Annotated in this window: 23 protein-coding genes; 12 read left to right on the top strand and 11 right to left on the bottom strand. The window is 67.4% G+C overall.

Going from position 1 to position 26,357, the window contains the following annotated elements; all coding sequences use genetic code 11:
* Positions 1 to 15 precede the first annotated feature (15 nt).
* The 3 genes from AncyloWKF20_RS13980 to AncyloWKF20_RS13990 all read right to left on the bottom strand — a co-directional run bounded on the left by AncyloWKF20_RS13980 (position 16) and on the right by AncyloWKF20_RS13990 (position 4,334).
* Complete coding sequence (locus AncyloWKF20_RS13980; protein ID WP_279314631.1) at positions 16 to 2,517, bottom strand: DUF3772 domain-containing protein; 2,502 nt, start codon at positions 2,515 to 2,517, stop codon at positions 16 to 18.
* Positions 2,518 to 2,647: 130 nt separating this feature from the next.
* The gene (locus tag AncyloWKF20_RS13985; RefSeq protein ID WP_279314632.1) at positions 2,648 to 3,313 is read right to left on the bottom strand and encodes a GNAT family N-acetyltransferase; all 666 of its coding nucleotides are present in this window, start codon (positions 3,311 to 3,313) and stop codon (positions 2,648 to 2,650) included.
* 172 nt (positions 3,314 to 3,485) lie between these two features.
* Complete coding sequence (locus AncyloWKF20_RS13990) at positions 3,486 to 4,334, bottom strand: trypsin-like peptidase domain-containing protein (RefSeq protein ID WP_279314633.1); 849 nt, start codon at positions 4,332 to 4,334, stop codon at positions 3,486 to 3,488.
* Between the two features lie 251 nt (positions 4,335 to 4,585).
* Here AncyloWKF20_RS13990 and zapE point away from each other — a divergent pair, with 251 nt between their 5' ends.
* The 7 genes from zapE (at position 4,586) to lpdA (ending at position 14,443) form a co-directional block, all read left to right on the top strand.
* Positions 4,586 to 5,800 (top strand): cell division protein ZapE, encoded by a 1,215-nt coding sequence (gene zapE, locus AncyloWKF20_RS13995; RefSeq protein WP_279314634.1) that lies wholly within the window; start codon positions 4,586 to 4,588, stop codon positions 5,798 to 5,800.
* A gap of 77 nt (positions 5,801 to 5,877) precedes the next feature.
* Positions 5,878 to 6,597: a DUF1003 domain-containing protein gene (locus AncyloWKF20_RS14000; RefSeq protein WP_279314635.1), complete on the top strand. Its 720-nt coding sequence runs from the start codon at positions 5,878 to 5,880 to the stop codon at positions 6,595 to 6,597.
* A gap of 157 nt (positions 6,598 to 6,754) precedes the next feature.
* Entirely contained in the window at positions 6,755 to 7,720 is a 966-nt protein-coding gene (mdh, locus tag AncyloWKF20_RS14005; RefSeq protein ID WP_279314636.1) for a malate dehydrogenase, read from the top strand.
* 340 nt (positions 7,721 to 8,060) lie between these two features.
* Entirely contained in the window at positions 8,061 to 11,039 is a 2,979-nt protein-coding gene (locus AncyloWKF20_RS14010) for a 2-oxoglutarate dehydrogenase E1 component (RefSeq protein ID WP_279314637.1), read from the top strand.
* Between the two features lie 62 nt (positions 11,040 to 11,101).
* On the top strand, positions 11,102 to 12,343 hold the full coding sequence (gene odhB, locus AncyloWKF20_RS14015; RefSeq protein ID WP_279314638.1) for a 2-oxoglutarate dehydrogenase complex dihydrolipoyllysine-residue succinyltransferase: 1,242 nt from the start codon (positions 11,102 to 11,104) through the stop codon (positions 12,341 to 12,343).
* A gap of 28 nt (positions 12,344 to 12,371) precedes the next feature.
* Positions 12,372 to 13,013, top strand: a complete 642-nt coding sequence (locus AncyloWKF20_RS14020) for a LysE family transporter (protein WP_279314639.1) — start codon at positions 12,372 to 12,374, stop codon at positions 13,011 to 13,013.
* A gap of 29 nt (positions 13,014 to 13,042) precedes the next feature.
* Positions 13,043 to 14,443, top strand: coding sequence for a dihydrolipoyl dehydrogenase (gene lpdA / locus AncyloWKF20_RS14025; protein ID WP_279314640.1), 1,401 nt, complete (start codon positions 13,043 to 13,045; stop codon positions 14,441 to 14,443).
* Positions 14,444 to 14,531: 88 nt separating this feature from the next.
* Here the strand turns inward: lpdA and AncyloWKF20_RS14030 are convergent, their stop codons facing one another.
* On the bottom strand, positions 14,532 to 14,657 hold the full coding sequence (locus AncyloWKF20_RS14030; RefSeq protein WP_267584850.1) for a hypothetical protein: 126 nt from the start codon (positions 14,655 to 14,657) through the stop codon (positions 14,532 to 14,534).
* 136 nt (positions 14,658 to 14,793) lie between these two features.
* Complete coding sequence (locus tag AncyloWKF20_RS14035) at positions 14,794 to 15,780, bottom strand: tyrosine recombinase XerC (RefSeq protein WP_279314641.1); 987 nt, start codon at positions 15,778 to 15,780, stop codon at positions 14,794 to 14,796.
* Positions 15,781 to 15,997: 217 nt separating this feature from the next.
* On the opposite strand from AncyloWKF20_RS14035, the gene AncyloWKF20_RS14040 reads away from it, so the two are divergent.
* From AncyloWKF20_RS14040 to AncyloWKF20_RS14060, 5 genes are all read left to right on the top strand, one after another.
* Entirely contained in the window at positions 15,998 to 18,205 is a 2,208-nt protein-coding gene (locus AncyloWKF20_RS14040; protein ID WP_279314642.1) for a primosomal protein N', read from the top strand.
* A gap of 162 nt (positions 18,206 to 18,367) precedes the next feature.
* Entirely contained in the window at positions 18,368 to 18,523 is a 156-nt protein-coding gene (locus AncyloWKF20_RS14045) for a DUF5993 family protein (protein ID WP_279314643.1), read from the top strand.
* Between the two features lie 4 nt (positions 18,524 to 18,527).
* Positions 18,528 to 19,244 (top strand): disulfide bond formation protein B, encoded by a 717-nt coding sequence (locus tag AncyloWKF20_RS14050; protein ID WP_279314644.1) that lies wholly within the window; start codon positions 18,528 to 18,530, stop codon positions 19,242 to 19,244.
* A 159-nt stretch (positions 19,245 to 19,403) separates the two neighbouring features.
* A complete protein-coding gene (locus AncyloWKF20_RS14055; protein WP_267584845.1) occupies positions 19,404 to 19,697 on the top strand; it encodes a hypothetical protein in 294 nt (97 codons plus the stop codon).
* A gap of 7 nt (positions 19,698 to 19,704) precedes the next feature.
* A complete protein-coding gene (locus tag AncyloWKF20_RS14060; protein WP_279317979.1) occupies positions 19,705 to 20,649 on the top strand; it encodes an AEC family transporter in 945 nt (314 codons plus the stop codon).
* 9 nt (positions 20,650 to 20,658) lie between these two features.
* On the opposite strand, the gene AncyloWKF20_RS14065 is transcribed toward AncyloWKF20_RS14060, so the two are convergent.
* From AncyloWKF20_RS14065 to sdhC, 6 genes are all read right to left on the bottom strand, one after another.
* Positions 20,659 to 21,876, bottom strand: a complete 1,218-nt coding sequence (locus tag AncyloWKF20_RS14065; protein WP_279317980.1) for a glycerophosphodiester phosphodiesterase family protein — start codon at positions 21,874 to 21,876, stop codon at positions 20,659 to 20,661.
* Positions 21,877 to 22,002: 126 nt separating this feature from the next.
* Positions 22,003 to 22,884: a tRNA glutamyl-Q(34) synthetase GluQRS gene (gluQRS, locus tag AncyloWKF20_RS14070; protein ID WP_279314645.1), complete on the bottom strand. Its 882-nt coding sequence runs from the start codon at positions 22,882 to 22,884 to the stop codon at positions 22,003 to 22,005.
* 20 nt (positions 22,885 to 22,904) lie between these two features.
* On the bottom strand, positions 22,905 to 23,687 hold the full coding sequence (locus AncyloWKF20_RS14075; protein WP_267584842.1) for a succinate dehydrogenase iron-sulfur subunit: 783 nt from the start codon (positions 23,685 to 23,687) through the stop codon (positions 22,905 to 22,907).
* 20 nt (positions 23,688 to 23,707) lie between these two features.
* The gene (gene sdhA, locus AncyloWKF20_RS14080; RefSeq protein WP_279314646.1) at positions 23,708 to 25,555 is read right to left on the bottom strand and encodes a succinate dehydrogenase flavoprotein subunit; all 1,848 of its coding nucleotides are present in this window, start codon (positions 25,553 to 25,555) and stop codon (positions 23,708 to 23,710) included.
* Positions 25,556 to 25,559: 4 nt separating this feature from the next.
* Positions 25,560 to 25,958 carry a succinate dehydrogenase, hydrophobic membrane anchor protein gene (gene sdhD / locus AncyloWKF20_RS14085; RefSeq protein ID WP_267584840.1) on the bottom strand — a complete coding sequence of 133 codons (399 nt, stop codon included), beginning with the start codon at positions 25,956 to 25,958 and terminating at the stop codon, positions 25,560 to 25,562.
* 3 nt (positions 25,959 to 25,961) lie between these two features.
* Positions 25,962 to 26,354, bottom strand: coding sequence for a succinate dehydrogenase, cytochrome b556 subunit (sdhC, locus tag AncyloWKF20_RS14090; RefSeq protein WP_279314647.1), 393 nt, complete (start codon positions 26,352 to 26,354; stop codon positions 25,962 to 25,964).
* Positions 26,355 to 26,357 lie beyond the last annotated feature (3 nt).

The following is a 26,357-nucleotide window of genomic DNA, read 5'->3' on the forward strand; positions in this document are numbered from 1 at the left end:
GATGGGTGAAAAGCGTCAGTCGCCCTCGGCCTCATCCGGCGGGCCGAGGCTGCCGCCGCGATAGATCGCCCAGGGCGTATAGGGGATGCCGATCTTCGCGGCCTTCAGCCGCTCGAGAATGGCGAAGTGCAGGTCGCTCTTCACGGTGAGCGCGTAATCGACATTGGCAACCACGCAGCGCAGCTCGAACTGCAGGTAGCTGTCGGCGAACTTCATCAGGAAGACGCGCGGCGGCGGGCTGCGCAGCACCTGCGGATGATCGCAGGCGCAGCCCACCAGCAGGTCGCGGATCTCGTCCGCATCCGCGTCATAAGCGACGTTGACGCCGACAATGACGCGCCCTGTCGTGTTGGCGTGGGTGAAGTTCTTCACCAACCCGGTGATGAGGTCGGAGTTGGGGATCAGCACCGAGGCGCGGTCGAAGGTCTCGATCTCCGTCGCGCGCACGCTGATGCGGCGGACATAGCCCTCCTCGCCCTTGACCGCGATGGTGTCGCCCACCCGGATCGGGCGCTCGGCGAGCAGGATGAGGCCGGAGACGAAATTCGAGACGATGGACTGAAGGCCGAAACCGATACCGACCGAGAGCGCACCGGCGACAAGGGCGACATTTTCCAGATTGAGCCCGATGCGCCCCATCGCGATGGCGATCACGGCGATGGAGCAGACATAGCCGATGATGGTGGCGATCGAATTCTGCAGGCCCGGATCGAAGGAGGTCTTCGGCAGGATCGCCACCGAGAACCAGCGCTGCACGGCGCGGGCAATGACGATGCCGACCGCCAGGAACAGCAGGGCGCTCAGCACATCGCCCAGGGTGATGGTCGAACTGCCGATGCTGAAGCCGAAGGTGACGCGGCTGAGAAGATCCTGGATGTCGGCGGTCGAGGTGCCGAAGGTGCCGATGATGACGATGCCGATGACGACAAGCGCGACCACCTTCAGCACGCCCGCGACCAGCACCGACAGGAGCTCGACACTGGCCGGACGGACGCCAAGCGCCTTGGCTACATGCCGCGCGCGGGGCCCCGAAGCGATGCCGTCGACGAACACCGCATTGATGAGCGCGATCAGCAGATAGGCGGTGCCGGCCATCACCACGGCGATGAGGGCCCGCGAGGCGAGGAAGGCGCCGAAGCTGACATAACCGGCGACCAGCGAGCCGATAATGACGGCGTTGAGCACCCAGAAGGGCAGACGGACCCATTGCAGCGTGCCGGTCGAGCTCAGCCCGCCTTCGGGCGTCTCTTCGCCGGGTCGGGCCGGCGTCGCGTCATCCGCCTCGTCATCTGATCCTTCCACCAGCCCGCGCATGGTGCGCATGGCGACGAGGGTCAGGGCGATCGACATGGTGGCGGCGGTCGCCACCGTCAGCGGCACAGGAACGACGAGGGCACGATGCAGGCTGTTGAGAAAAGCCGCGGTGCCCATGATCCATAGGCCGATCGTGGCATTGTTATAGATGAGCCTCGCCATCTCATCGGAGATCGGCAGAACGCGCCGGCGCGGTTCGCTGGGGGCCAGGGCCCCCGTCAGCAGACCATTGCCGACCGCCACGACGATGACACCGATCACGAGCCCCTGCGCGATCTCCTGCACCCTGTCGGGCATCACGTCGAAGGCGTTGAGCAGCGCGATCACGGCAGTCGTCGCCGCCGGTGCCGCCGATATGCGCACGATGGCGAGCAATGCCGAGAGCAGGCAGGCCTTCAGCCGCGGCAGGTGCTCCCCGCTCGCGCCCAGATTGAGCCGGCGCAGCGGCCGGCTGAAGATCTGGCGCAGCACGAACACGCCGGAGATGATGAGGATGGCCCCCAGCAGCAGCAGTAACTGCCCGTAGAGCGGCACGCGGGCATCGGCATAGGCGCGCCAGTCGCGCAGCAGATAGCCAATGCCGCGCAGTTCCTGCGGAATGGCGGCGGCGGCCGAAATCCACAGGGCCGGATCGAGCACCGAATAGGACCGCGCAAAAAGCTGGTCCGTGAACATGGCCCGGCGACGGCTGATGATGCGGTCGGAAAGCTGGTCGGCCCGGACCTTCAGCAGTCGGCCCTGCTTCATCACAGCATCGAGTTCGCTGGCGCGGGCCATGAGCGTCTCGCGCTCGCTGGCGACCGCCGGGTCTTCCGGCGCGGCACCGGCCTCGGGCTTGGGGCCGATCTCCTGCACGCGGCGTGTGAGCTCGGCGAGCAGCGGCTCCAGCACGGAAACGCCCGAGGCAAGCTCCGTGCGCACCGGATCGAGGCGGTTGCGCAGGTCATCGAGATCGACCGAGCGCAGGCCCTCGCGCCCCAGAGCTCCCTCGACGCCGTCGACGACCGCGCGGAACCCGCTCAGCTTCTCCTGCAGCGCCTGCTGCTCAGGGAGCACCGTCTGGGCCAGGGCGGGTGCCAGCGCGCCGGTCAGAAAAGCAAAGGCGACCAGCAGGACGGCGAGAAGCCCCCGGAGGGCCTCGACGCCGAAGCCGGGCCGCGGGAGCGCGATCGCGCGGTGTGGCGGAAGTGCGTGCTGAACCATTGATCTCGGGCGGATTCGGGCCGGAGAGTCACTCTGTCAGGTGCGATATGGGCCAAGTCAAGGCGCTCGGCGATCGTGCGGCCCGCACGCGGCGCAGCGGTGCCGGGTCTCGCTCGAGCGGCGTCGGTGCTCAGCTGCCGCGCATGGAGGGCGGAAGCGTGCGCTCCTGCAGATCGAAGGCTGCGGACCAGACGGCCGCGACATCGCCCATGAATTCGCGCAGACGCGAGAAGAAGGTGGGGTGCGGTGCGCGCACACGGCCGACGACTTCCTCGTCATCGACCGAGAAGTCGGCGGCGTGGTTGACCGCGAGGTGCTTCATCCGCCCGTTATTGGGCAGGAACACCACCTGCAGTTCTTCAATGTCACGATTCTGGGCGAGCAGGACGAGCTGGCGCATCAGCGCCGAACCGATGCCCTTGCCCTGCCAGGGCCGCTCGACGCTGAACGCCGCCTCGGCCGAGGACAGCTTGCCGGCGACCTTCGGCAGCGGATGCAGTTCCGCGACGGCGCGCAGATCGCCCTCAAGGAAATAGCCGAGCGCACAGCCATTGCCGGTCACCACGCGGTTGGCATGGCGGACAATGGCCGCATCCGACACGACGCCGCCGAAGCGCATGAAGCGGCTCAGCGGATCCAGCCGGAGCAGATGATCGACCAGAAGATGACGCTCCGCCGGCAGCAGCTTGCGGATCTGCCCTTCGGCCTCGCCGCGCACCGGGCCGGCGACAGCTCCATCCCCGCCGGAAGAGGCGGTGGAGGCGAAGGTCTGGCGGTTCATCTCGGTCACGGACATGGGTCAGATCTCGTCAACCGCGGGATCATATTGCGGCGCAGCAGAAATATGCGCACTGCACACGAAGACAACTCACGCGGCTGCATGGCTCACATGCGCATCCCGGGCGCTCTGAGCCAGCCTCGCGCAAGCTTGCTCTGCGCCGGCCCATCCCGCAATGCGTAAGGCTACGCTAGTCGGCGGCGGCGCTCAGCGGCTGATGCCGGCTCACGACTTCCATGATGGCGCGCCGCAGCCCGCCCTCGGCGGTTACTCCGAAATTATAGTGGCTCGCCGAAAACGGGCCGGGCTCGCCGGGATGGGCCGAGCGGAAGCCGACATAGACCCCCTGAAAGCTACCATCCTCGCCAAGCAGCGCCGCACCCGACGCCCCCCCTTCGGCATCGCAGTCGATCGCCACCTCGCGCAGGCCATCGGGCGCGCGGGCGGTCTGCATGCGGGCCTGGCAGCGCTGAAGCGAATGCGCCTCGACACCGCCGGTGCGTGCCGCCGCCGCCAGAACCAGCGGGCCGGGCACCTTGAGCACCGAACCGAGCGGGTAAGGCCGCACGCCGGCCACGAAGCGGGTGAGCGGCACCACCGCCCAATCGCGCATGGCCGCGTCGGCATAGGGTTCGCGTGAGCCGCACAGCGTGTCGGTCACGCGGATCGGGACCACCTGGCGCTCGCCCGGCGTGTCGATCTCGAAGGTGCAGGCGCCCGCCGCGTCGCGCGGGCGCCCGTTGGGGGCGAATAGCATGTGAGCGGCGGTGACTATGACATTGCCAGCCCCAACGAGCTGCCCGGTGCCGACCGCGCCGCCGCAGCGCACGAGGCCGGTGGCGCCGAAGCGCGAGGCGAGTTGCGGACCGGAAAGCCCCATCGTGCGGGCGAACTCGGCCGGGGTGAGGCGATCGTCGGTGTCGATCATCACCGCCGAGGACGGCAGGTCGCGCGCCAGCGCGGCCGGGCCGACGGCGACAACCGCCAGCTGGATGACGGCGGCCACGGTGCGTGAGCGGATCGCCCGGCAAGCCCGCATCGGCTCCCCCTTTTGTGATGGAACAAAGGAGCCGCAGGATGATGTCGGGTTCGTGGCACGTAGAGGTAGCCCGCCCCTCCCGCGAAAAATCGCTGCATTTTACCAGCGGGCCATGCGCTTCCCGCACCCCTGCCCATACGCCACCTTCGTCGCAGAAAGCCCCACGCATGCTTGCCGAGGCTCGATGCCGGGGCTAAGGCGTGCGGTGCAATATGGGAGTGCTCCCGATCATGGCGGACAGATCGGCGGATATGACGATTTCGGCAGAGGCCGGCGGCTCGGTGCTGGCGGCGCGCTATGTGGCGCGCATGGCCTCGGGCGACATCGCCCCCGATCCCGGCCAGGCCAAGGTCGTCGCGGCGCTTGCCCAGCTCGAGCAGCGCATCGCCGCCCGGCGCCTCGCCCGCAAGACCTCCGCACTTGGCTGGCTGTTCGCCCGGCGCGAGGACACCATCCCAAAAGTGCGCGGCCTCTACATTCATGGCTCGGTCGGGCGCGGCAAGACCATGCTGGTCGACCTGTTCTATGAGTGTGTGGCGGTACGCAAGCGCAAACGCCGGGCGCATTTCCACGAATTCATGGCCGACGTGCACGCCCGCATCTTCCAGATTCGGGCCGAGATGAAGGCGGGCCGGATCAAGGAGTCCGATCCCATCACCCTCGTCGCCGCCGCGCTCTACGAGGAGGCGTGGCTGCTCTGCTTCGACGAGTTCCACGTCACCGACATCGCCGACGCGATGATCCTCGGCCGGCTGTTCGAGAAGCTGTTCGACCTCGGCGTGGTCATCGTCGCCACCTCGAATGTGGCGCCGGAAAATCTCTATGAGGGCGGCCTCAACCGCGCGCTGTTCCTGCCCTTCATCGCCATGATCCAGCAGCACATGGATGTGGTGCGCATCGAATCCCCGACCGACTACCGCATGGAGAAGCTGGGCGGCGTGCGCACCTGGTATGTGCCGCGCGCCGATCAGGACATGACGGACATCGACCGGGAGATGGAGAAGGTCTGGCACCGCGTTGCGGGCGTCGATGGCGGCGCGCCGACCACGCTGCTCTCCGGCGGGCGCAGCATCCCGGTGCCGCGCGCCGGCGGAGGCGCCGCGCGCTTCGCTTTCCACGATCTCTGCGGCGTACCGCTCGGCGCCAGCGACTATCTGCGCATCGCCCGCAGCTACCACACCGTGCTGATCGACCATATCCCGGTGCTTGACCAGGACCGGCGCAACGAGGCCAAGCGCTTCATCACCCTGATCGACGAATTCTACGAGAAGGGCGTGAAGGTCGTCGCCTCGGCCGACAGCGATCCCGAGCATCTCTATGTCGGCACCGAGGGCGCGGAAGCCTTCGAATGGGCCCGCACCGTGTCGCGCCTGCACGAGATGGGCTCGTCGGACTACATCGCCCGCCCGCATGGCCGGGGCGATTCGCAGGCGAGCGGCAATACGACGGGCCTTGTCGAAACCTGATCACGCCGGGGCACGGCAGACTTGATGCTGACATATGCCGCGCGACTATGGACGCGGACCGACCGGACAGCCGCATCATGAGCCGCACCCACCATCCCAGAACCAGCACCCTGCCCCATGTCTGCGCCCTCACCGGTCAGGTTCTGACCGACAGGAACGGCGTGCGGCTCGACATGCTGCGCCCCACGCTCGCCGAACATATTCGCGCAGCGCATCCCGGCCTTGCGCCAGACGCACACATCTCCCGCAAGGCGCTGGCCCGCGAGCGTGCCGCCTATATCGCCGCGACCCTTCAGGCCGAGCGCGGCGACCTCACCCAGCTCGACCATGATGTGATCGACAGTCTCGCCGAAAACGACATCCTGACCGAGAACATCGAGGCCGAGATCGACAGCGGCCGCACCTTCGGCGAGCGCGCGGCGGATGGCATCGCCAGCTTCGGCGGTAGCTGGGTCTTCATCATTTCCTTCATGGCGTTCATCGTTGTCTGGATGAGCCTGAACGTCGCCGGCCTGCTCGGCGCCTTCGACCCTTACCCCTTCATTTTGCTCAATCTTGTGCTCTCCTGCATCGCCGCGCTGCAGGCGCCGGTCATCATGATGAGCCAGAAGCGGCAGGAGGCGAAGGACCGGCGCCGCTCGGAGAACGACTACCGGGTGAACCTGAAGGCGGAGCTGGAGATCCGCCACCTGCACGAGAAGATCGACCACATGCTGACGCGCCAATGGGAGCGACTGGCGGAGATACAGGCGATCCAGATCGAACTGATGGAAGACTTGGCGGAACGCCGCCGATAGGCATCCAGTATTTCGTATACCATTGGAATTGGTAGCAAAGTTGTAGGTGGCGCCGACCTTTGGACGGCGCTCATCGCTTGAACCGGGCGGCGAGACGGGCTATCGGAAGCGCGCGCGGCGGAGCGCCGCACCCTCCCTCGGAAAGTCAGGAAATCTCATGGCTCGAGCAAAGATTGCACTGATCGGGGCCGGCCAGATCGGCGGTACTCTCGCCCTTCTCGCGGGTCTCAAGGAACTCGGCGACGTCGTGATGTTCGACGTGGCGGAAGGCATTCCTCAGGGCAAAAGCCTCGACATTGCGGAATCCTCCCCGGTGCTGGGCTTCGACGCCAAGCTGACCGGCACTAATAGCTATGAGGCGATCGCCGGCGCGGATGTGGTGATCGTCACCGCTGGCGTGCCGCGCAAGCCCGGCATGAGCCGCTCGGACCTGCTCGACATCAATCTCAAGGTCATGCAGCAGGTCGGCGCGGGCATCGCCCAGTACGCCCCCAACGCTTTCGTGATCTGCGTCACCAATCCGCTCGACGCCATGGTGTGGGCGCTGCAGAAGGCCTCCGGCCTGCCGACCCACAAGGTGGTGGGCATGGCCGGCGTGCTGGACTCGGCCCGCTTCCGCTACTTCCTCGCCGACGAGTTCAACGTCTCGGTCGAGGACGTCACCGCCTTCGTGCTCGGTGGCCATGGCGACGACATGGTGCCGCTGGTGCGCTACTCGGGCGTGGCCGGCATCCCGCTGCCGGACCTCGTGAAGATGGGCTGGACCAGCCAGGAAAAGGTGGACGCCATAGTTGATCGCACCCGCAAGGGCGGCGGCGAGATCGTCAACCTGCTCAAGACCGGCTCGGCCTTCTACGCCCCGGCCGCCTCGGCCATCGAGATGGCGACCTCCTATCTGCGCGACAAGAAGCGCCTGCTTCCCTGCGCCGCCTTCCTCACCGGCCAGTATGGCGTGAACGACCTCTATCTCGGTGTCCCCGTCATCATCGGCGCGGAAGGCGTGGAGCGGATCGTCGAGATCAGCCTCGACAGCTCCGAGCAAGCCATGCTCGACAAGTCCATCGCCTCGGTGAAGGAACTCGTCGCCGAGTGCCAGAAGATCGCTCCCGCGCTCGGCGCCTGAGCCGTCCGGCAGCCTATGAACCGCGCCGCCCGGGCCCGCCCGGTCGGCGCACAAGTCACCCGCCGCACCCGTGCGGCGGGTTGGAAGCCGCCTTCGGACACGCGAACCTTGGGGGATTGCGCTGACCTTGGGTTACTTCCAAGTGACAAGTTGCCATTTTGCATGACGGTGCCGCATTCCTGCGGCATTCATGAAGTCAACACGAGACCTATATACTCGCTGATTAAGCGCTTTCGCTCCGAGCCTCGGAGCACCGGACCCTAGGCCGCCCCCCGCCGGGCACCGACGACCGGCTGTAAAGCGTCTCCACCGGACCGCAGCGGTCCCCCAGGAGCCGACGATGTCGCGCGCGGACTTGAACGAAGTTTTCCTGAACACCTCCTTCCTCTACGGCGCCAATGCGGCCTGGATCGAGGATCTGTACGCCCGCTACGAGGCGGATCCCTCCTCCGTCGACGCGCAGTGGCAGGCCTTCTTCGCCGGCCTCAAGGATGCGCCGGCCGACGTCGAGAAGAGCGCCCGCGGCGCCTCGTGGAAGAAGCAGGGCTGGCCGATCCACGCCAATGGCGAGCTGGTCTCGGCCATGGACGGCAACTGGATCGAGGTCGAGAAGGCGGTCGGCAAGAAGGTCGAGGCCAAGGTCGCCGAGAAGGCCCAGAAGACCGGTGTCGAGCTCAGCTCCGCCGATGTCCAGCAGGCCACCCGCGACTCGGTCAAGGCGCTGATGATGATCCGCGCCTACCGGATGCGCGGCCATCTCCATGCCAAGCTCGACCCGCTCGGTCTTGAGCCGGAGCGTTCCGCGCCCGAGCTCGACCCGGCGTCCTACGGCTTCCAGGAAGCCGATCTCGACCGGCCGATCTTCATCGACCACGTGCTCGGCATGGAATTCGCGACCGTCCGCCAGATGGTCGCCATCCTCCAGCGCACCTACTGCCACACGCTCGGCGTCGAGTTCATGCACATCTCCTCGCCCGAGGAGAAGGCGTGGATCCAGGAGCGCATCGAAGGGCCCGACAAGGAGATCACCTTCACCCGCGAGGGCAAGCGCGCGATCCTCAACAAGCTGGTCGAGGCGGAAGGCTTCGAGAAGTTCCTCGATGTCCGCTACACCGGCACCAAGCGCTTCGGCCTCGATGGCGGCGAGTCGCTGATTCCGGCGCTGGAGCAGATCATCAAGCGCGGCGGCCAGCTCGGCGTGCAGGAGATCGTGTTCGGCATGGCTCATCGCGGCCGCCTCAACACGCTGACCCAGGTGATGGGCAAGCCGCACCGCGCGCTGTTCCACGAGTTCAAGGGCGGCTCCTGGGCCCCCGACGAGGTCGAGGGCTCCGGCGACGTGAAGTATCACCTCGGCGCCTCCTCGGACCGCGAGTTCGACGGCAACAAGGTCCATCTGTCGCTCACCGCCAACCCGTCGCATCTCGAGATCGTCGATCCCGTTGTGCTCGGCAAGTCGCGCGCCAAGCAGGATCTGCTCGGCGATATCGAGCGCACGCAGGTGCTGCCGCTGCTGATCCATGGTGACGCGGCCTTTGCCGGCCAGGGCGTCGTCGCCGAGTGCCTCGGCCTCTCCGGCCTGAAGGGTCACCGCACCGGCGGCTCGATCCACTTCATCATCAACAACCAGATCGGCTTCACCACCTATCCGCGCTTCTCGCGCTCCTCGCCCTATCCGTCGGATGTGGCGAAGACCATCGAGGCGCCGATCTTCCACGTGAATGGCGACGACCCGGAAGCCGTCACCTTCGCCGCCAAGATCGCCATCGAGTTCCGCCAGCGCTTCAAGAAGCCGGTGGTGGTCGACATGTTCTGCTACCGCCGCTTCGGCCACAATGAAGGCGACGAGCCCGCCTTCACCCAGCCGCTGATGTACAAGGCGATCAAGCAGCACCCGACCACGCTGGAGCTCTACGGCAAGAAGCTCGAAGCCGAGGGCGCGATCGAGGCCGGCGAGTTCGATCGCATGAAGGCCGAGTGGCGCGCGCGTCTCGACACCGAGTACGAGGCGGGCCAGGCCTACAAGCCGAACAAGGCCGACTGGCTGGACGGCCGCTGGGCCGGCCTCAAGGCCGCTGCCTCCGAGGACGATCCGCGCCGCGGCAATACCGGCGTGGCGATCGACGTGCTCAAGGAGATCGGCGACAAGATCACCACCGTGCCGGAGGGCTTCCACCTCCACCGCACCATCCAGCGCTTCCTTGACGCGCGCCGTAAGGCGATCCTTGAGGACGGCGCGGGCATCGACTGGTCGACGGCGGAGGCGCTCGCCTTCACCACGCTCCAGCTCGAAGGCCACCCGGTGCGCCTCTCCGGCCAGGATTGCGAGCGCGGCACCTTCTCCCAGCGCCATTCGGTGCTGATCGACCAGGAGACCGAGGAGCGCCACACGCCCTTCAACTATCTCCGCGAGGGCCAGGGCCGTTACGAGGTCATCAACTCGATGCTCTCGGAAGAGGCGGTGCTCGGCTTCGAGTATGGCTACTCGCTCTCCGAGCCCAACGCGCTGGTGATGTGGGAAGCGCAGTTCGGCGACTTCGCCAATGGCGCGCAGGTCATCTTCGACCAGTTCCTCTCCTCGGGCGAGCGCAAGTGGCTGCGCATGTCCGGCCTCGTCTGCCTGCTGCCGCATGGTTATGAGGGCCAGGGCCCGGAGCACTCCTCCGCCCGCCTCGAGCGCTTTCTGCAGATGTGCGCCGAAGACAACATGCAGGTCGCCAACTGCACGACGCCGGCGAACTACTTCCACATCCTGCGCCGCCAGCTGAAGCGCGACTTCCGCAAGCCGCTGATCCTGATGACGCCGAAGAGCCTGCTGCGCCACAAGCGCGCCGTCTCCACGCTCGCCGAGTTCGACGCCGGAACCAGCTTCCACCGCGTGCTGTGGGACGACGCGGATCGCGCGCACACCAACCAGCCGGCCGAGGCGGTGAAGCTGAAGGCCGATGGCGAGATCCGCCGCGTCGTGCTCTGCTCGGGCAAGGTCTATTACGACCTCTATGAGGAGCGCGAGCGTCGCGGCATCGACGATGTCTATCTGATGCGCGTGGAGCAGCTCTTCCCGTTCCCGCTCAAGACGCTGGCTCAGGAGATTTCCCGCTTCAAGCAGGCGGAAGTCGTCTGGTGCCAGGAAGAGCCGAAGAACCAGGGCGGCTGGGCCTTCGTGCAGCCTTATCTGGAGTGGGTGCTGGAGCAGGCGGGCTCGGCCTCGTCGCGCCCGCGCTACACTGGCCGTCCGGCGTCCGCGGCAACGGCGACGGGCCTGATGTCCAAGCATCTCGCGCAGCTCAAGGCGTTCCTCGCGGACGCTCTGGGCTGATATTCCGACTGAACTGAGGGAGTGCCGGTCCAGGGGCCGGCAAAGGGTGAGGAACAACGAGCATGGCCACCGAGATCCGCGTTCCGACGCTGGGCGAATCGGTCACCGAGGCGACCATCGGCAAGTGGTTCAAGAAGGCCGGCGAGGCGGTCGCGGCCGACGAGCCGATCGTCGAGCTGGAGACTGACAAGGTCACCATCGAGGTTCCCGCCCCGGCGGCCGGCGTGCTGTCCGAGATCGTCGCCAAGGATGGCGAGACGGTCGGCGTGGGCGCGCTGCTCGGCTCCATCGGCGAGGGCGGCGCGGCCGCCAAGGCCGCTCCGGCCGCGGCCCCCGCGCCCGCCAAGGCGGAAGCCCCGAAGGTCGAGGCTCCCAAGCCCGCCGCCCCGGCGCCCGCTGCGGCCCCCGCCGCCGCGCCGGCTGGCGCCAACGGCCCCGCCGTCGCCAAGCTTGCCGCCGAGAGCGGCCTCAACCCGGCGATGCTCGCCGGCTCCGGCAAGGATGGCCGCGTGACCAAGGGCGACATGCTCGCGGCTATCGCGACTGCCCCGGCTGCGGCCGCCGCCCCTGTCACCGTGCGCGCCCCCTCCGCGCCGGACGATGCCGCGCGCGAAGAGCGCGTGAAGATGACCAAGCTGCGCCAGACCATCGCCAAGCGGCTGAAGGACGCGCAGAGCACCGCGGCGATGCTCACCACCTTCAACGATGTCGACATGTCGGCGGTGATGAGCCTGCGCGCCCAGTACAAGGACGTGTTCGAGAAGAAGCACGGCGTGAAGCTGGGCTTCATGGGCTTCTTCACCAAGGCGGTGATCCAGGCCCTCAAGGACGTGCCCGAGGTCAATGCCGAGATCGACGGCAATGATCTGGTCTACAAGAACTATTACCACATCGGCATCGCCGTCGGCACCGACAAGGGCCTCGTCGTTCCGGTGGTGCGCGACGCCGACAACCTGTCGATCGCCGGTATCGAGAAGACCATTGCCGGCCTCGGCCGCAAGGCGCGCGACGGCAAGCTCGGCATCGAGGACATGCAGGGCGGCACCTTCACCATCACCAATGGCGGCATCTACGGCTCGCTGATGTCGACCCCGATCCTCAACGCGCCGCAGTCGGGCATTCTCGGCATGCACCGCATCGAGGAGCGCCCGGTCGTGGTGAAGGGCCAGATCGTCGCCCGCCCGATGATGTATCTCGCGCTGAGCTACGATCACCGCATCGTCGACGGCAAGGGCGCCGTCACCTTCCTCGTGCGCGTCAAGGAAGCGCTGGAGGATCCGACCCGCCTCGTGCTGGATCTGTGATCCGGACCGGGCTCCGGCGGAGGGGAGAATGACCTACGTCAGCGAATTCGCGGCCCTGATGGCCGTGTTCGCCGTGGTGATCGTCGCGCCGGGGGCGGATTTCGCCCTCGTCGTGCGCCAGAGCGTCGTGCATGGACGCAAAGCCGCGCTGGTCACCAGCTTCGGCATCGGCGCCTCGCTGCTGTTCCACATCTCCTACACCATCCTCGGCATCGGGCTCATCGTCTCCCAGTCTCTGGCGCTGTTCGCGCTGATCAAGTGGCTGGGCGTCGCCTATCTCGTCTATCTCGGCATCCGCTCCTTCTTCGAAACGCCGATGAATTTCGACGAGCGCGCCCTCACGGCCGATGCCGGAAAAGCGGGGCGCGTCTCGCTGCCCGCCTGCTTCGGCATGGGCTTCCTCACCAATGCGCTCAACCCCAAGCCGGTACTGTTCTTCCTGTCGCTGTTCTCGGCGATGGTGAGCCATGAGACGCCGGTGCCGGTGATCTTCCTCTATGGCATCGGCATGGCGAGCGCGCTCATCGCCTGGTTTGCCGGCGTCACCTTGTTCTTCACCAATCCCGCCGTGCGGGCACGCTTCGCGGCCGGCGGCCGCTGGTTCAACCGGGTAACCGGCGCAACCTTCGTGCTGCTCGGCCTTCGCCTCGCCGTCCAGAAGGCAGGCTGACCACCTTCGAATTCAGGGAAGCTGCGTCCATGTCCTACGATCTCGTCGTCATCGGCACCGGCCCCGGCGGCTATGTGTGCGCCATCCGCGCCGCCCAGCTGGGGCTCAAGGTCGCGGTGGTCGAGAAGCGCGCCACCTTTGGCGGCACCTGCCTCAATGTCGGCTGCATCCCCTCCAAGGCGCTGCTGCACGCCTCGCACCGCTTCGAGGAAGCCGGCCACAGCTTCGCCAAGATGGGCATCAAGGTCGGTGCGCCCGAGCTGGACCATGCCGCCTTTCTCGGCTTCAAGGACCAGGCGGTGGAAGGCAACGTCAAGGGTGTCGCCTTCCTGATGAAGAAGAACAAGGTCGACACCTATCACGGCACGGCCAGCATTCCGGCCGCCGGCAAGGTGGACATCGCCCTGGCCGACGGTTCGGCGCAGACGCTGGAGACCAAGGCCATCGTCATCGCCACCGGTTCCGACATTGCCCGTCTGCCGGGCATCGAGATCGACGAGACCCGCATCGTCTCCTCCACCGGAGCCATCGCGCTTGAGAAGGTGCCGGGCAAGCTGGTCGTCGTCGGCGCCGGCGTCATCGGCCTCGAACTCGGCAGCGTGTGGCGCCGCCTCGGCGCCGAGGTGACGGTCGTCGAATATCTCGACCGCATCCTGCCGGGCATGGATCTTGATGTCGCGAAGTCCTTCCAGCGCATCCTGCAGAAGCAGGGCTTCGCCTTCAAGCTGGGCTCCAAGGTCACCGGCGTCGACACCTCCGGCGCCACGCTGAAGGTTTCTGTCGAGCCCGCCGCGGGCGGCGCCGCCGAGACGCTGGAGGCCGATGTGGTGCTCGTCGCCATTGGCCGCGTGCCCTACACGCAGGGCCTTGGCCTTGAGGCGCTGGGCGTCGAGACCGACAAGCGCGGCCGCGTCGTGACTGATCATTACTACCGCACCAACGTGCCCGGCATCTTCGCCATTGGCGACGTGATCACCGGCCCGATGCTCGCCCACAAGGCCGAGGATGAGGGCGTGGCCATTGCCGAGCTGCTGGCCGGCCAGGCCGGCCATGTGAATTACGAGGTCATTCCGGGCGTGGTCTACACCCACCCGGAAGTCGCCTCCGTCGGCAAGACCGAGGAAGAACTGAAGGACGCCGGCGTCGCCTATAAGGTCGGCAAGTTCCCCTTCCTCGCCAATGGCCGCGCCAAGGCCAATGACGAGACCGATGGCTTCGTGAAGGTGCTGGCGGATGCCGCGACTGACCGGGTGCTCGGCGTCCACATCATCGGCTCCGAGGCCGGCGAGCTCATTCACGAGGCGGCGGTGCTGATGGAATTCGGCGGCTCCTCCGAGGATCTCGCCCGCACCTGCCACGCTCACCCCACCCGCTCGGAAGCGGTGAAGGAAGCGGCGATGGCGGCGGAGAGTCGTTCCATCCATATGTGACGGCACCGCCCGCGGGCGACATCGCATGGCACGCAAAAAGGCCCGGAGGTCGTCCCTCCGGGCCTTTCGCTTGTTCAGGCGGAAAGGCTCAGGAGCCCTTCACCGGCGTCTGTGTCTGGGTCGTCGAGGCATGGGCGGGGCAGTCGGCGAGAGCCGCGCCGGAAATGGCGGCGGTGAAGGCCAGGGCACAGAGGGCGGTCGCGACACGCTTCATCAGACACTCTCCTGTCGTGGTTCACGATGGGGAAAGTGTCGCCCAAGCTCGCCCCGCTGAAAAGTGCGGCAGCGGCACCGGAGTGCCGCAAAAGCCAGCAATCGCGTGATCTCACGCAGGCGTGTAGGCCAGCGTCTCACCGCGCGCGGGGATGGGCAGCCTTCCACGCCGCCATCAGCGTCTGCGAATCCACCGCCGCATAGATCTGCGTGGTGGACAGTGAGGCGTGGCCGAGAAGTTCCTGGATGGAGCGCAGATCGCCACCGCGCCCGAGGAGATGGGTGGCGAAGGAATGACGCAGCGCGTGCGGCGTCGCACTGTCGGGCAGGCCGAGGCTGCCGCGCATCCGCTCCATCGCAAGCTGCACGATGCGGGGCGAGAGCGGCCCGCCCTTCACCCCGCGAAACAGGTGCTTCTGCGGCTCCAGCTCGAACGGGCAGGCACGGGCATAGGCCGCCACCATCTCCAGCACGGCGCGCAGCACCGGCACCATACGCGTCTTGCCACCCTTGCCGTGAACGAGGATCTGGTCGCCCCTTCCGGGCTCCGGCATGTCGCGCCGCATCAGGCCCAGCGCCTCGGAGATTCGCAGGCCCGAGCCATAGAGCAGCGCCAGCACCGCCGCGTCGCGCGCCAGTACCCACGGCTCGCGCGCCTCGCCGGCGCGCGTGTCGGGGTCCGCCACGGCTCGGGCATCGGCCGGCGAGAGCGGGCGCGGCAAGGTGCGGGGAATGCGCGGCGCGCGCACCGCCGCGAGCGCGCCGACCTTGCCCAGCCCCTCGCGTTCCATGTGCCGGCCGAAGGAGCGGGCGGCGGCGAGAAAACGCATCTGCGTGCGCGCCTCGATCCCCTCGGCCCGCCGGGCGGCGATCACCGCGCGCACATCGCGCGGGGTTAACGCAGCGAGGGCCGGCAGGTCCGGCTTCGCGCCGAGATGATCGCCAAGCAGCAGCAGGAAACTGGTCATGTCGCGCGCATAGGCCTCGCGCGTCTTGGGCGAGAGGCGCCGTTCATGGGCGAGGCGCCCGAGCCAGCCGGTGAGCGCCGCCGCCACATCCGGCGTGGCGCCGGCCAGCAGCATCTTCTGCGCCCGTTCCGCCTTCTGTCCGTCGCTTGCCGCCATGGTCCGATCCCGGCCTCGCCTGTTCGCAGGATCATGCGCCGCTGGGGTTAAAATTCGACGTGACGGGCAGGGAGCACATCCCCCTTCCCTCAGATCGTCATCCCCGGGCTCGGCCCGAGGATCCACGACTTCTCCGCTCCCGGCGTCATGGCGGGACACTTGCCTTCCCGTTGCACGCTTTCCCTCCCGGCCCGGCGATGCGCTATGAAGGACGACCATGGCCGCCTCCGATTCCCCCACCCTCTTCGCCACGCCGGTGCGCGTGGTGGATGTGCTGCTGCCGGTGGCAATCGGCGCGGCCTATTCCTACCGCGTGCCGGAGGGCATGGAGGTGGCGCCGGGCGATATCGTCGTGGTGCCGCTCGGCCCGCGCAACATGCTCGGCTGCGTCTGGCCGCGCGCGGCGGATGCGCCCACCGTCGACCCCGCCAAGCTCAAGCCGATCCAGCGCCGCTACAACGTGCCGCCGCTGCTTCCGGAAATGATCGCCTTCATCCGCTGGATCGCCGACTACACGGTGACGCCGCCTGGCATGGTGCTGCGCCTCGCTTTGCGCCATGACGAGAGCGCCGGCTTCGCCCGCGAGCGCACCGGCGTGCGCCTCACCGACCGGCGCCCCGAGCGCGCCACCTCCGCCCGCGCGCGGGTGCTGGAGGCGCTGGCGGATGGATTCGTGCGCGCCAAGGCGGAAGCCGCGCGCGAGGCGGCGGTCTCTCCCTCGGTGATCGACGGGCTGATTGACGACGGCGTGCTGGAAACCATCGTCCTGCCCCCCGAGCCCGCCGCCGAGACGCCCGATCCCGACCACGACACGCCGGCGCTGCTTCCCGCCCAGCGGGAGGCGGCTGACACTCTGGTGGCGGCGGTGAAGACTCGCGCCTTCGCCCCGCATCTCATCGATGGCGTGACGGGCTCGGGCAAAACCGAGACCTATTTCGAGGCGGTGGCCGAAACCATCCGGCAGGGGCGGCAGACGCTGATCCTCATGCCGGAAATCGCGTTGACGCAGGCGTTTCTCGACCGCTTCGCCCGCCGCTTCGGCGTGCGCCCGGCGGAGTGGCATTCGGCGGTAAGCTCGAAGCGGCGCGGGCGCATCTTCAAGGGCGTCGCGGCGGGCGAGGTGAGCGTGGTGGCCGGCGCGCGCTCGGCGCTGTTCCTGCCCTTCACCGATCTCGGCCTCATCATCGTCGATGAGGAGCATGACGGCGCCTACAAGCAGGAGGACGGCGTCCATTACCACGCCCGCGACATGGCGGTGGTGCGCGCCCGGCTGGAGGCGGCGCCCGTCGTGCTGGTCTCGGCGACGCCCTCGCTGGAGACCGAGGTGAATGCCCGGCGCGGCCGCTATACAAGGCTGCATCTGCCCGAGCGTTTCGCCGGCACCCGCGTGCCGCGCCTCGAGCCCATCGACCTGCGCAAGGAAGGCCCGCCGCGCGGGCGCTGGATCGCCCCGCGCCTCGCGCAGGAAATGGAGAGGACCATCGAGGCCGGCGGACAGGCGCTCCTGTTCCTCAACCGGCGCGGCTATGCCCCGCTCACCCTCTGCCGAGCCTGCGGGCATCGCATACGCTGTCCCTCCTGCTCGTCCTGGCTGGTCGAGCACCGCTTCCGTCGGCGGCTCGAATGCCACCAATGCGGTTTCGCCACGCCCGTGCCGAGCGACTGCCCGCATTGCCATGAGCCGAACAGCCTCATTCCCTGCGGCCCCGGTGTCGAGCGGCTGCATGAGGAAGCGGCGAGCCTCCTGCCGCATGCGCGGCTCCAGGTGCTCTCCTCCGACCTTGCCGGCGGGGTGGAGCGGCTGCGGGCGGAATTGAAAGCCATCGAGGATGGCGAGGTGGATGTCGTCATCGGCACCCAGCTCGTCGCCAAGGGCCACAACTTCCCCGGCCTTGCCATGGTCGGCGTCATCGACGCCGATGTCGGCCTTGGTCATGGCGACCCACGCGCAGCGGAGCGCACCTTCCAGCTCCTGCACCAGGTCGCCGGCCGCGCCGGGCGGCACAGCGTCGAGGGGCGTGCCTTCCTGCAAACCTATATGCCCGAGCACCCGGTGATGCAGGCGCTCGTCGCCGGCGACCGCGACGCTTTCTATGACCGCGAGATCGCCATTCGCGAGGAGGCGCATCTGCCGCCCTTCGCCCGCTTCTGCGCGCTGATCGTCTCCGGTTCGGACGCCCATGCCGCGCAGGCCCATGCTCGGGCGCTGGCCGCGTCCTCTCCGCTGTCGAACGAAGTGCGCGTGCTCGGCCCGGCCGAGGCCCCGCTCGCTTTGGTGCGCGGGCGCCACCGCTTCCGCCTGCTCGCCCGCGCCGAGCGCGGCTTCGATCTGTCGGCCTATGTACGCGGCTGGATGGCGGCGGCCCCGCGCGCGCGCGGCGACCTCAAGGTCGAGATCGACATCGACCCGCAGAGCTTCCTTTAGCCGGGCGACTCCACCCCCAAGGGTGCCGTTAGGTAATCGGCTAAATTCATGGGATGGACCCGATTGGATCCATCAGCTAACGAATCTTTCAGAGTGTCATGAGACCGTCCAGTCGGGCTGCTTGGGTGCCGGCGTGCGTCACGCAGGCTGGGTCGCGCGGAAATGATGAGCCTGCCTTTTCTTGGACTGTTTGCCGCGCTCATCTTCGTGTCTGTCGGCCATCGACGGCTCGCCATTCTGTGCTGGCTCACCTCGATGCTCATCCTGCTGGTGCTGTTCCGCGGTCACGCCGCCGACACGTTGCGGATGATCCTGTAGCGCCATGCCGCCGTCCCCTAAGCCCACCCTGCCGAAAGGCGGCTCGTCCTCGGGCTCCCCTCAACAGACGTCATCCGGCGACGCCGGCGCGCCACCCGATTTGGCGCTGGAAATTCTGCCCCGCCTGTCGCTGGAAGCGTCGCGGCGCCTGAATGCCGGAGGCATCCTGGTACTCGGGCTGATACTCGCCCTGACCACGGTGGATCAGGCGCACAGGCATAACGTGGCCTGCACGCTCTGCATCATGCAGCGCATCGCGTTCATCGGCATTGCCGTCGGTCTCGCCCTCAATCTGCGCTTCGGGGCGCGGGCGAGCCATTATGTCATCGCCATCCTGTCGGCCGTGGCCGGGGCGATGATCGCGGCACGCCAGGTGCTCATGCAGATCACCCCGGATCTGCGGACCCATTCAGCCCCCCCGCTTGAGCCCGTCGCCTATAGCTGGGCCGTGACCCTTTTCGCCAGCCTCATCGCCGGCGGCGCCCTGCTGATGCTGATCGACCGCCAAAAGACCAGCTTCCACCGGCGCCGCCGCCTGTCCCTGACCGGGATCGCCGCGCTGTTCGTCATCTGCGTGCTGACGATGGTCAACGGCCTGTCGACCCTCGTCGAATGCGGCGCGGGAAGCTGCCCGGAGGAGCCGCCCGCCTTCCGGCTGCTGCATGAGGTGCCGGCCCTGCCGCCTTGGCTCGACCATTTGGCAATGCTGCTGCCCCATTGACGGCGCCGCACCTGCCGGCCTAGTTTCCACACCATGTTCGAAATGACGACCCAGAGGGCGCCTGTGCGCGCGGATCGGCGAATTCGTCGCCCGGCCGACTTGATCGGCCGGGAGTTCTGACGCGCCTGTTCCCTGCCCTTTTCGTCATCGGAATTTGCCATGACCGCCGGTCTTCTTCGTCATCGCCTCGTCGTCGAGGCGGATGCGCACCCCAATCTCATGCTCCGCCTGCTGGAGCCCTTCGCGATCCACGATGTCCAGCCCACCCGCGTGCGGCTCGACGGCCCGGAGGATGGCCGGATCGACCCCGCCCATCTCGGCGACATGCGGGCGGAGATCGCCTTCGTCGCCCCGGTCGAGGTGGCCGAGCGGCTCTGGGCGCGGATCGACGTGATGGTGCCGGTGCGCAGCTCGCATCTGGTATCCAGCGCCGCCGTCGTCGCGGCAGCATGACGCGATGATGCTCGCTCAGCTCAGCGCCATCGCCTACATCGTGGCGCCGGTCTTTGGGCTGATCGGGCTCGGCTATGTCGCCTCGCTTTCCGGCCATCTGCGCGAGCGGGCGGCCGACGGCCTGTCCGAATATGTCTTCGGCCTCGCCGTGCCGGTGCTGATCTTCAAGACGCTGGCGGAAGCGCAACTGCCAGCGGAAGGTCAGCCCTGGGGCTACTGGATCGCCTATTTCACCGGTGCCTTCATCGTCTTCGCCCTCGGGATGACGGCGGCGAAGCGGCTCTTCGGGCGCGACCATGTGGAATCGGTGATCCACGGCTTCACCTCCGGCCAGGCGAACACGGTATTTGTCGGCGTGCCGCTCATCCTCCAGGCCTTCGGGCCGGAGGGGGCGGTGCCACTGTTCCTGCTCATCGCCATTCATCTGCCGGTGATGATGGTGGTCGCCACCGTGCTCACCGAAGGCGCCAGCGTCGGCTTCTCGCTCAAGGGCCTGTCGAAGCTCGGGCGGATGCTGGCCTTCAACCCGATCCTGCTCGGTATCTATGCCGGCGCCATCGCCAAGATTGTCGGCTATGCACCTGCCGGCGTTCTCAAGCAGACGCTGGACATGCTCGCCGCCTCGGCGGTGCCCTGCGCGCTGGTCTCGCTCGGCCTCGCGCTCCACCGCTACCCGATCCGCGGCGACCTTGGCCCGGCCGTCGTCATCACCGCACTCAAGCTGGTGGTGCATCCCGGCATCGTCTACGGGCTCACCCGCGTGCTCCCCATGCCGCCGGTCTGGGCGGATGTGGCGGTGGTGTTCGCGGCCATGCCGAGCGGGGTGAACGCCTATCTGCTCGCCCAGCGTTACAAGGCCGGCGTCACCGCCTCGGCCAGCGCGGTCTCGCTCTCGACCGCGCTGAGCCTGTTCACCGTCTCGGTCTGGTTCCTCATCCTCGGCGTCGGCTGAGGCGCAACCTCAGTTCAGCTTCAGGCAGTTGGCGTAGAAGGTCGTGGTTGCCGGCCAGTCGGAGAACACGCCGATCACGCCGATGTCGCGGGCGAGCACGTCGAGTAGCGCCAGCATGTCGCCGTCGCGGTCGATCACCGGCTTGACCGACTGGTAGTAATAGCCGCCGCCCGTGTTCAGCGGGCCGGAACGCTCCAGCGACCAGCTGATGAGGCCGAGCCCGGCCTTCTTCGCTTCCTCGGCATAGACGGAGGGCACGATCTTGCCGTCCTTATGGGTCACCAGCATCCAGAGCGGCGGGGCGAGGATCTTCACGCCCTTGTCGGCCAGCTCCTTCATGGAAGGCTGCCAGGTCTCGGGCTTCATGTTGTCGAAGCCCTTATTGCCCTCGTCGCGGCCATCGAGATAGACCGCCTGCGCGCCGAAGGCCGGCTCGGCCTTGAGCCAGTAGAGCACGTCGTCCAGCCGGAACGACTGAGGGTAGACATTGCGCGGATCGACGCCGGCCGCCTTGTACTCGTCGATCATCTGCTGGGCGTAATGCTCCTGCGTGTAGCCGCCTTCGAAGGGCATGGCGACCTCCGGCGTCTTCAGCTCGGGCGTGAATTTCAGCCCGAGCGATTTCACCAGCTCGATATATTCCTTATGCGAGACCAGCGTCGCCCGGTTCACATAGAGGTCGGTGCGCCAGCTCGGCGTGCCGTCCATATATTCCTCGACCGTCACCCCACGCGGGTTGAAGCCATCCATCTTCGGCCGCAGCGACTTGAACTCGGCGAGCGTCAAGTCGCTGGTGCAGCATTTAGCGCTGGCCTTGCGGCCGGTGACGGGATCGGCCGGCTGGAAGCCTTGCGTGCATTTCGAGGCCAGCTCCGGCCGGGCGAGAATGTCGGTCGTGGTGTGCAGGTCGCACTGGGCGTGACGGCAAACCAGCTGGCGATCCTTGGTGAAGGCGACGTCGCATTCGATCACGCCCGCCCCCATGCGCGCGGCCGCGATATAGCCCTCGCGCGTATGCTCGGGGAATTGCAGCGGCGCGCCGCGATGGGCGATGGAGAAGTTCTTCGCCGTGAACGGCCCCTTGCACTGGGCCAGTTGATCCTTGAGCGCGCCGTCCTTCATCTCGCCGACGAGATAGAACGGGCGCGGGCCGATCTCGATCTCGGTGATCGGCGCTTCGGCGAGGGCGGGCGCGACAAGCGCCAGGGCGAGGAGGGCCGTTGCGATGGGCCGGCAGGCGGGACGCAGGACGGCGCGCAGGGCGGGGAACGGGATCACGGGGCTCTCCTGTCGGCTCGGGCGGAGCGGATGGACCTCGCTAACTCGGCGCGGTGACAGCGGTTTGACGAAACGTCAGCCGTCATGAGCCGCCGACGGCACCCCGGCCAGCTGGCGCACCTCGTCGGGCGTCACGCCCTTGGCCCGCAGGTCGCGCAGGCTCTGCGAACCGATGGATTTGGAGAGCTTGCGCCCCTCCTCGTCCAGCAGCAGCGTGTGGTGGGTGTAAAGCGGGGCGGGCAGGTCGAGAAGCCGCTGGAGCAGGCGATGCACAGAGGTCGCGGCCTGAAGGTCGGCGCCGCGCACCACATGGGTGATGCCCTGCCGCGCGTCATCGACCACCACGGCGAGGTGATAGGAGGTCGGCACCTCCTTGCGGGCGATCACCACATCGCCCCAGGCCCGCGGATCGGCGGCATGGGTGACGCTGTCGCCGGCCTCACTCACCTCCTGCCAGTCGAGCGGTCCGGCACGATCGGCGGCGCGGGCCATGTCGAGGCGCAGCGCATAAGGCTCGCCGGCCGCCATCCGCCGGGTGCGCTCGGCATCGCTCATGGCATCGCGGGGGAAGAGAAACAGCGGCGCGCCATCGGGATCGACCGGCCAGCCGGGCCGCGCCTCCACCGCGCGACGGATCTCCGCCCGGCTCTCGAAGCTCGGATAGACGAGGCCGAGCGCGTCGAGCCGCGCCAGCGCGGCCCGGTAGGAATCCATATGCTCTGACTGGCGGCGCACCGGGCGTTCCCAGTCGAGGCCGAGCCAGGCGAGATCCTCATGGATCGCCGCCTCGAATTCCGGCCGGCAGCGCGTGACGTCGATGTCCTCGATGCGCAGGAGCAATCGCCCGCCGGTGGCGCGCGCCATCGCGTCGTTCAGCAAAGCGGAGCGGGCATGGCCGAGATGCAGCAGGCCATTCGGGCTCGGCGCGAAGCGGAAGGCGGGGCGGGCGTCGCTCATCGCCCGCCTCTTGTAGCGCGTCAGAACTGGCGCGCCACCATCATCTTCTTGATCTCGGCGATCGCCTTGGCCGGGTTCAGCCCCTTCGGGCAGGCCTTGGCGCAGTTCATGATGGTGTGGCAGCGATAGAGCCGGAACGGATCCTCGAGATGATCGAGCCGGTCGCCGGTCGCCTCGTCGCGGCTGTCGATCAGCCAGCGATAAGCCTGGAGCAGCGCCGCCGGGCCGAGATAGCGGTCACCATTCCACCAATAGCTCGGGCAGGAGGTCGAGCAGCAGGCGCACAGGATGCACTCATACAGCCCGTCGAGCTTCTCGCGGTCGCCGCGCGCCTGCTTCCATTCCTTCTCCGGCGCCGGCGTCTCGGTGTGCAGCCAGGGCTCGACCGAGGCGTGCTGGGCGTAGAACTGGGTGAGGTCCGGCACCAGATCCTTGACCACCGGCATGTGCGGCAGCGGGTAGATCTTCACCGACGAGGCCGTCACGTCGTCCATGCTTTTCAGGCAGGCCAGCGTGTTGGTGCCGTCGATGTTCATGGCGCAGGAGCCGCAAATGCCCTCGCGGCAGGAGCGGCGGAAGGTCAGCGTCGGGTCGAGCTTGGTCTTGATCCAGATCAGCCCGTCCAGCACCATCGGCCCGCAATCGTCGCGGTCGACATAATAGGTGTCGACATGCGGGTTTTTCCCGTCATCCGGGTTCCAGCGGTAGATCTTGTACTCGGTCAGCCGGTTGGCGCCGGTGGGCTTGGGCCACACCGTGCCTTCGGTGAGCTGCGAGTTCTTCGGGAGAGTGAGCTGGACCATGGCGAGAAATCGTTCCCGGCTCAGTACACGCGCTTGCGCGGCTCGATGTACTGGATGTCGTTCGACAGGGTGTAGGTGTGTACCGGACGGTCGTCGAGCCGCACCGCGCGCTTATCGAAGTCGACGAAGGCAAGCGTGTGCTTCATCCACGTGGCGTCGTCGCGCTCGGGATAATCCTCGCGCGCATGGGCGCCACGGCTCTCGGTGCGGGCGGCGGCGCTTTCCATCGTCACGCTCGCCTGGGCGATCAGGTTGTCATACTCCAGCGTCTCGATGAGATCGGAGTTCCAGATCAGCGAGCGGTCGGTGACGCCGATATCGTCGGTGCCGGCGAACACGTCGGCGATCAGCTTGCGGCCTTCCTCCAGCACCTCGCCGGTGCGGTAGACCGCGCAGTTGTTCTGCATCACCTTCTGCATCGACAGGCGCAGTTCCGCGGTCGGCGAGCTGCCATGGGCGTTGCGGAAATGATCGAGCCGCGACAGCGCCAGCTCCGCCGAGTTCGACGGCAGCTCGGGCTGCTTGTCGCCCGGCGTGAGGATGTCGGCGCAGCGCAGCGCCGCCGCGCGGCCGAACACCACGAGATCGGTCAGCGAGTTCGAGCCGAGGCGGTTGGCGCCGTGGATCGACACGCAAGCGCATTCGCCCACCGCCATCAGGCCCGGCACCACATGGTCGGGGTTGCCGTCCTTCTTGGTGACGACCTCGCCGTGGAAGTTCGTGGGAATGCCGCCCATGTTGTAATGCACGGTCGGCAGAACCGGGATCGGCTCCTTGGTCACATCGACGCCGGCAAAGATCTTCGCGCTCTCGGAAATGCCCGGCAGGCGCTCATGCAGGATCGCCGGGTCGAGATGGTCGAGGTGCAGGTAGATGTGGTCCTTGTTCTTGCCGACACCGCGTCCCTCGCGGATCTCCATGGTCATGGAGCGGGAGACGACGTCACGCGAGGCAAGATCCTTGGCCGAGGGGGCGTAGCGCTCCATGAAGCGCTCGCCCTCGGCATTGGTGAGATAGCCGCCCTCGCCGCGCGCGCCCTCGGTGATCAGGCAGCCCGAACCGTAAATGCCGGTCGGGTGGAACTGCACGAACTCCATGTCCTGCAGCGGCAGGCCGGCGCGCAGCACCATGGCGTTGCCGTCACCGGTACAGGTGTGGGCGCTGGTAGCGGAGAAATAGGCCCGGCCATAGCCGCCGGTGGCGAGGATCACGGTCTGCGCCCGGAAGCGGTGCAGCGTGCCGTCATCCATCTTCAGCGCGACAAGGCCACGGCAGCGCCCGTCATCATCCATGATGAGGTCGAGCGCGAAATACTCGATGAAGAACTCGGCGGAGTGCTTGAGCGCGGCGCCATACAGCGTGTGCAGGATGGCGTGGCCGGTACGGTCCGCCGCCGCGCAGGTGCGCTGCGCCGGGGTCTTGCCGTAGTCCACCGTCATGCCGCCGAAGGGGCGCTGGTAGATCTTGCCCTGCTCCGTGCGCGAGAACGGCACGCCCCAGTGCTCAAGCTCATACACCGCCGCCGGAGCGTGGCGCACGAGGTACTCGATGGCGTCCTGGTCGCCCAGCCAGTCCGACCCCTTGACGGTGTCGTACATGTGAAAGCGCCAGTCATCCGTGCCCATATTGCCGAGCGAGGCGGCGATGCCGCCCTGCGCCGCGACCGTGTGGGAGCGAGTGGGGAACACCTTGGTCACGCAGGCGGTGCGCAGCCCGGCTTCCGAGCAGCCGACAACCGCGCGCAGGCCAGCGCCGCCGGCGCCGACGACGACCACGTCATAGGTGTGGTCGGTGATGGGATAGGCGGCCCCGAGCACGCCGGCAGCGGACCCGTTCGCCGCGCCATTGGCACCGTTCGTAGCGGCCATGGCTTCAGCCTCCGAAACTGATCTTGAGGATGGCGAAGGCGCCGACGGCGAAGACGGCGATGGTGAAGAAGCTGTTGGCGATCAGCGCCAGCACCTTCGACCCCTCCGCATGGACATAGTCCTCGATCACGATCTGCATCCCCAGCCGCATATGCGTGGTGATGGAAAACAGCGCCAGAACCAGCACGACCGCGGCGAGCGGGTTGCGCAGCAGCGCCACCAGCGCCTCATGTCCGTCACCGGCTACGCTGATTACGAGCGGAATGCTGATGAGGATCAGCAGCAGGTTGGAAATGGCGGTGACGCGCTGCAGCCAGAAATGGCCGGTGCCGGAGCGGGCCGAGCCGAGGCCCGACACGCGGCGGCGCGGGGTGCGCATGGAGGAACCGGATGAGGAACTCATCGCTCAGCCTTTCACCAGCCAGATGGTGACCCAGAGCAGGATGGTCAACGCGATCGAGCCACCAATGGTGATGCGGGCCAGCAATTCGCGCGATTCCGGGCCGAAGCCGGCGCCGGTATCCCAGATGAAGTGGCGGATGCCGCCAATGGCGTGATGAATCAGCGCCCAGCTGAAGCCGAAGAGGACCAGCAGGCCGATCCAGCTCCCATACACGGCGTTCACCGTCGCGAAGGCCTCGGGCGATGTGGCCGCGGCCACCAGCCAGATCACCAGCAGCAGCGTGCCGAAATAGAGGCCGACGCCGGTGACGCGATGCACGATGGACATCATCATCGTCAGCATCGGGCGGTAGATTTGCAGATGCGGGGAAAGGGGCCGCTCGGCCGCTCCTGGCATGTC

Origin of the sequence: Ancylobacter sp. WKF20, assembly GCF_029760895.1 — a bacterium.
GTDB lineage: Bacteria > Pseudomonadota > Alphaproteobacteria > Rhizobiales > Xanthobacteraceae > Ancylobacter.

Coding starts and splice junctions, on each gene's coding strand:
- sdhC (WP_279314647.1), bottom strand. CDS start 26,354: ATGCCAGGAGCGGCCGAGCGGCCCCTTTCCCCGCATCTGCAAATCTAC.
- AncyloWKF20_RS14060 (WP_279317979.1), top strand. CDS start 19,705: ATGCTCGCTCAGCTCAGCGCCATCGCCTACATCGTGGCGCCGGTCTTT.
- AncyloWKF20_RS14040 (WP_279314642.1), top strand. CDS start 15,998: ATGGCCGCCTCCGATTCCCCCACCCTCTTCGCCACGCCGGTGCGCGTG.
- mdh (WP_279314636.1), top strand. CDS start 6,755: ATGGCTCGAGCAAAGATTGCACTGATCGGGGCCGGCCAGATCGGCGGT.
- sdhA (WP_279314646.1), bottom strand. CDS start 25,555: ATGGCCGCTACGAACGGTGCCAATGGCGCGGCGAACGGGTCCGCTGCC.
- AncyloWKF20_RS14020 (WP_279314639.1), top strand. CDS start 12,372: ATGACCTACGTCAGCGAATTCGCGGCCCTGATGGCCGTGTTCGCCGTG.
- AncyloWKF20_RS14050 (WP_279314644.1), top strand. CDS start 18,528: ATGCCGCCGTCCCCTAAGCCCACCCTGCCGAAAGGCGGCTCGTCCTCG.
- AncyloWKF20_RS14055 (WP_267584845.1), top strand. CDS start 19,404: ATGACCGCCGGTCTTCTTCGTCATCGCCTCGTCGTCGAGGCGGATGCG.
- lpdA (WP_279314640.1), top strand. CDS start 13,043: ATGTCCTACGATCTCGTCGTCATCGGCACCGGCCCCGGCGGCTATGTG.
- AncyloWKF20_RS14010 (WP_279314637.1), top strand. CDS start 8,061: ATGTCGCGCGCGGACTTGAACGAAGTTTTCCTGAACACCTCCTTCCTC.
- AncyloWKF20_RS14030 (WP_267584850.1), bottom strand. CDS start 14,657: ATGAAGCGTGTCGCGACCGCCCTCTGTGCCCTGGCCTTCACCGCCGCC.
- zapE (WP_279314634.1), top strand. CDS start 4,586: ATGACGATTTCGGCAGAGGCCGGCGGCTCGGTGCTGGCGGCGCGCTAT.
- odhB (WP_279314638.1), top strand. CDS start 11,102: ATGGCCACCGAGATCCGCGTTCCGACGCTGGGCGAATCGGTCACCGAG.
- AncyloWKF20_RS14075 (WP_267584842.1), bottom strand. CDS start 23,687: ATGGTCCAGCTCACTCTCCCGAAGAACTCGCAGCTCACCGAAGGCACG.
- AncyloWKF20_RS14000 (WP_279314635.1), top strand. CDS start 5,878: ATGAGCCGCACCCACCATCCCAGAACCAGCACCCTGCCCCATGTCTGC.
- AncyloWKF20_RS13985 (WP_279314632.1), bottom strand. CDS start 3,313: ATGTCCGTGACCGAGATGAACCGCCAGACCTTCGCCTCCACCGCCTCT.
- AncyloWKF20_RS13980 (WP_279314631.1), bottom strand. CDS start 2,517: ATGGTTCAGCACGCACTTCCGCCACACCGCGCGATCGCGCTCCCGCGG.
- sdhD (WP_267584840.1), bottom strand. CDS start 25,958: ATGAGTTCCTCATCCGGTTCCTCCATGCGCACCCCGCGCCGCCGCGTG.
- gluQRS (WP_279314645.1), bottom strand. CDS start 22,884: ATGAGCGACGCCCGCCCCGCCTTCCGCTTCGCGCCGAGCCCGAATGGC.
- AncyloWKF20_RS14035 (WP_279314641.1), bottom strand. CDS start 15,780: ATGGCGGCAAGCGACGGACAGAAGGCGGAACGGGCGCAGAAGATGCTG.
- AncyloWKF20_RS14045 (WP_279314643.1), top strand. CDS start 18,368: ATGATGAGCCTGCCTTTTCTTGGACTGTTTGCCGCGCTCATCTTCGTG.
- AncyloWKF20_RS13990 (WP_279314633.1), bottom strand. CDS start 4,334: ATGCGGGCTTGCCGGGCGATCCGCTCACGCACCGTGGCCGCCGTCATC.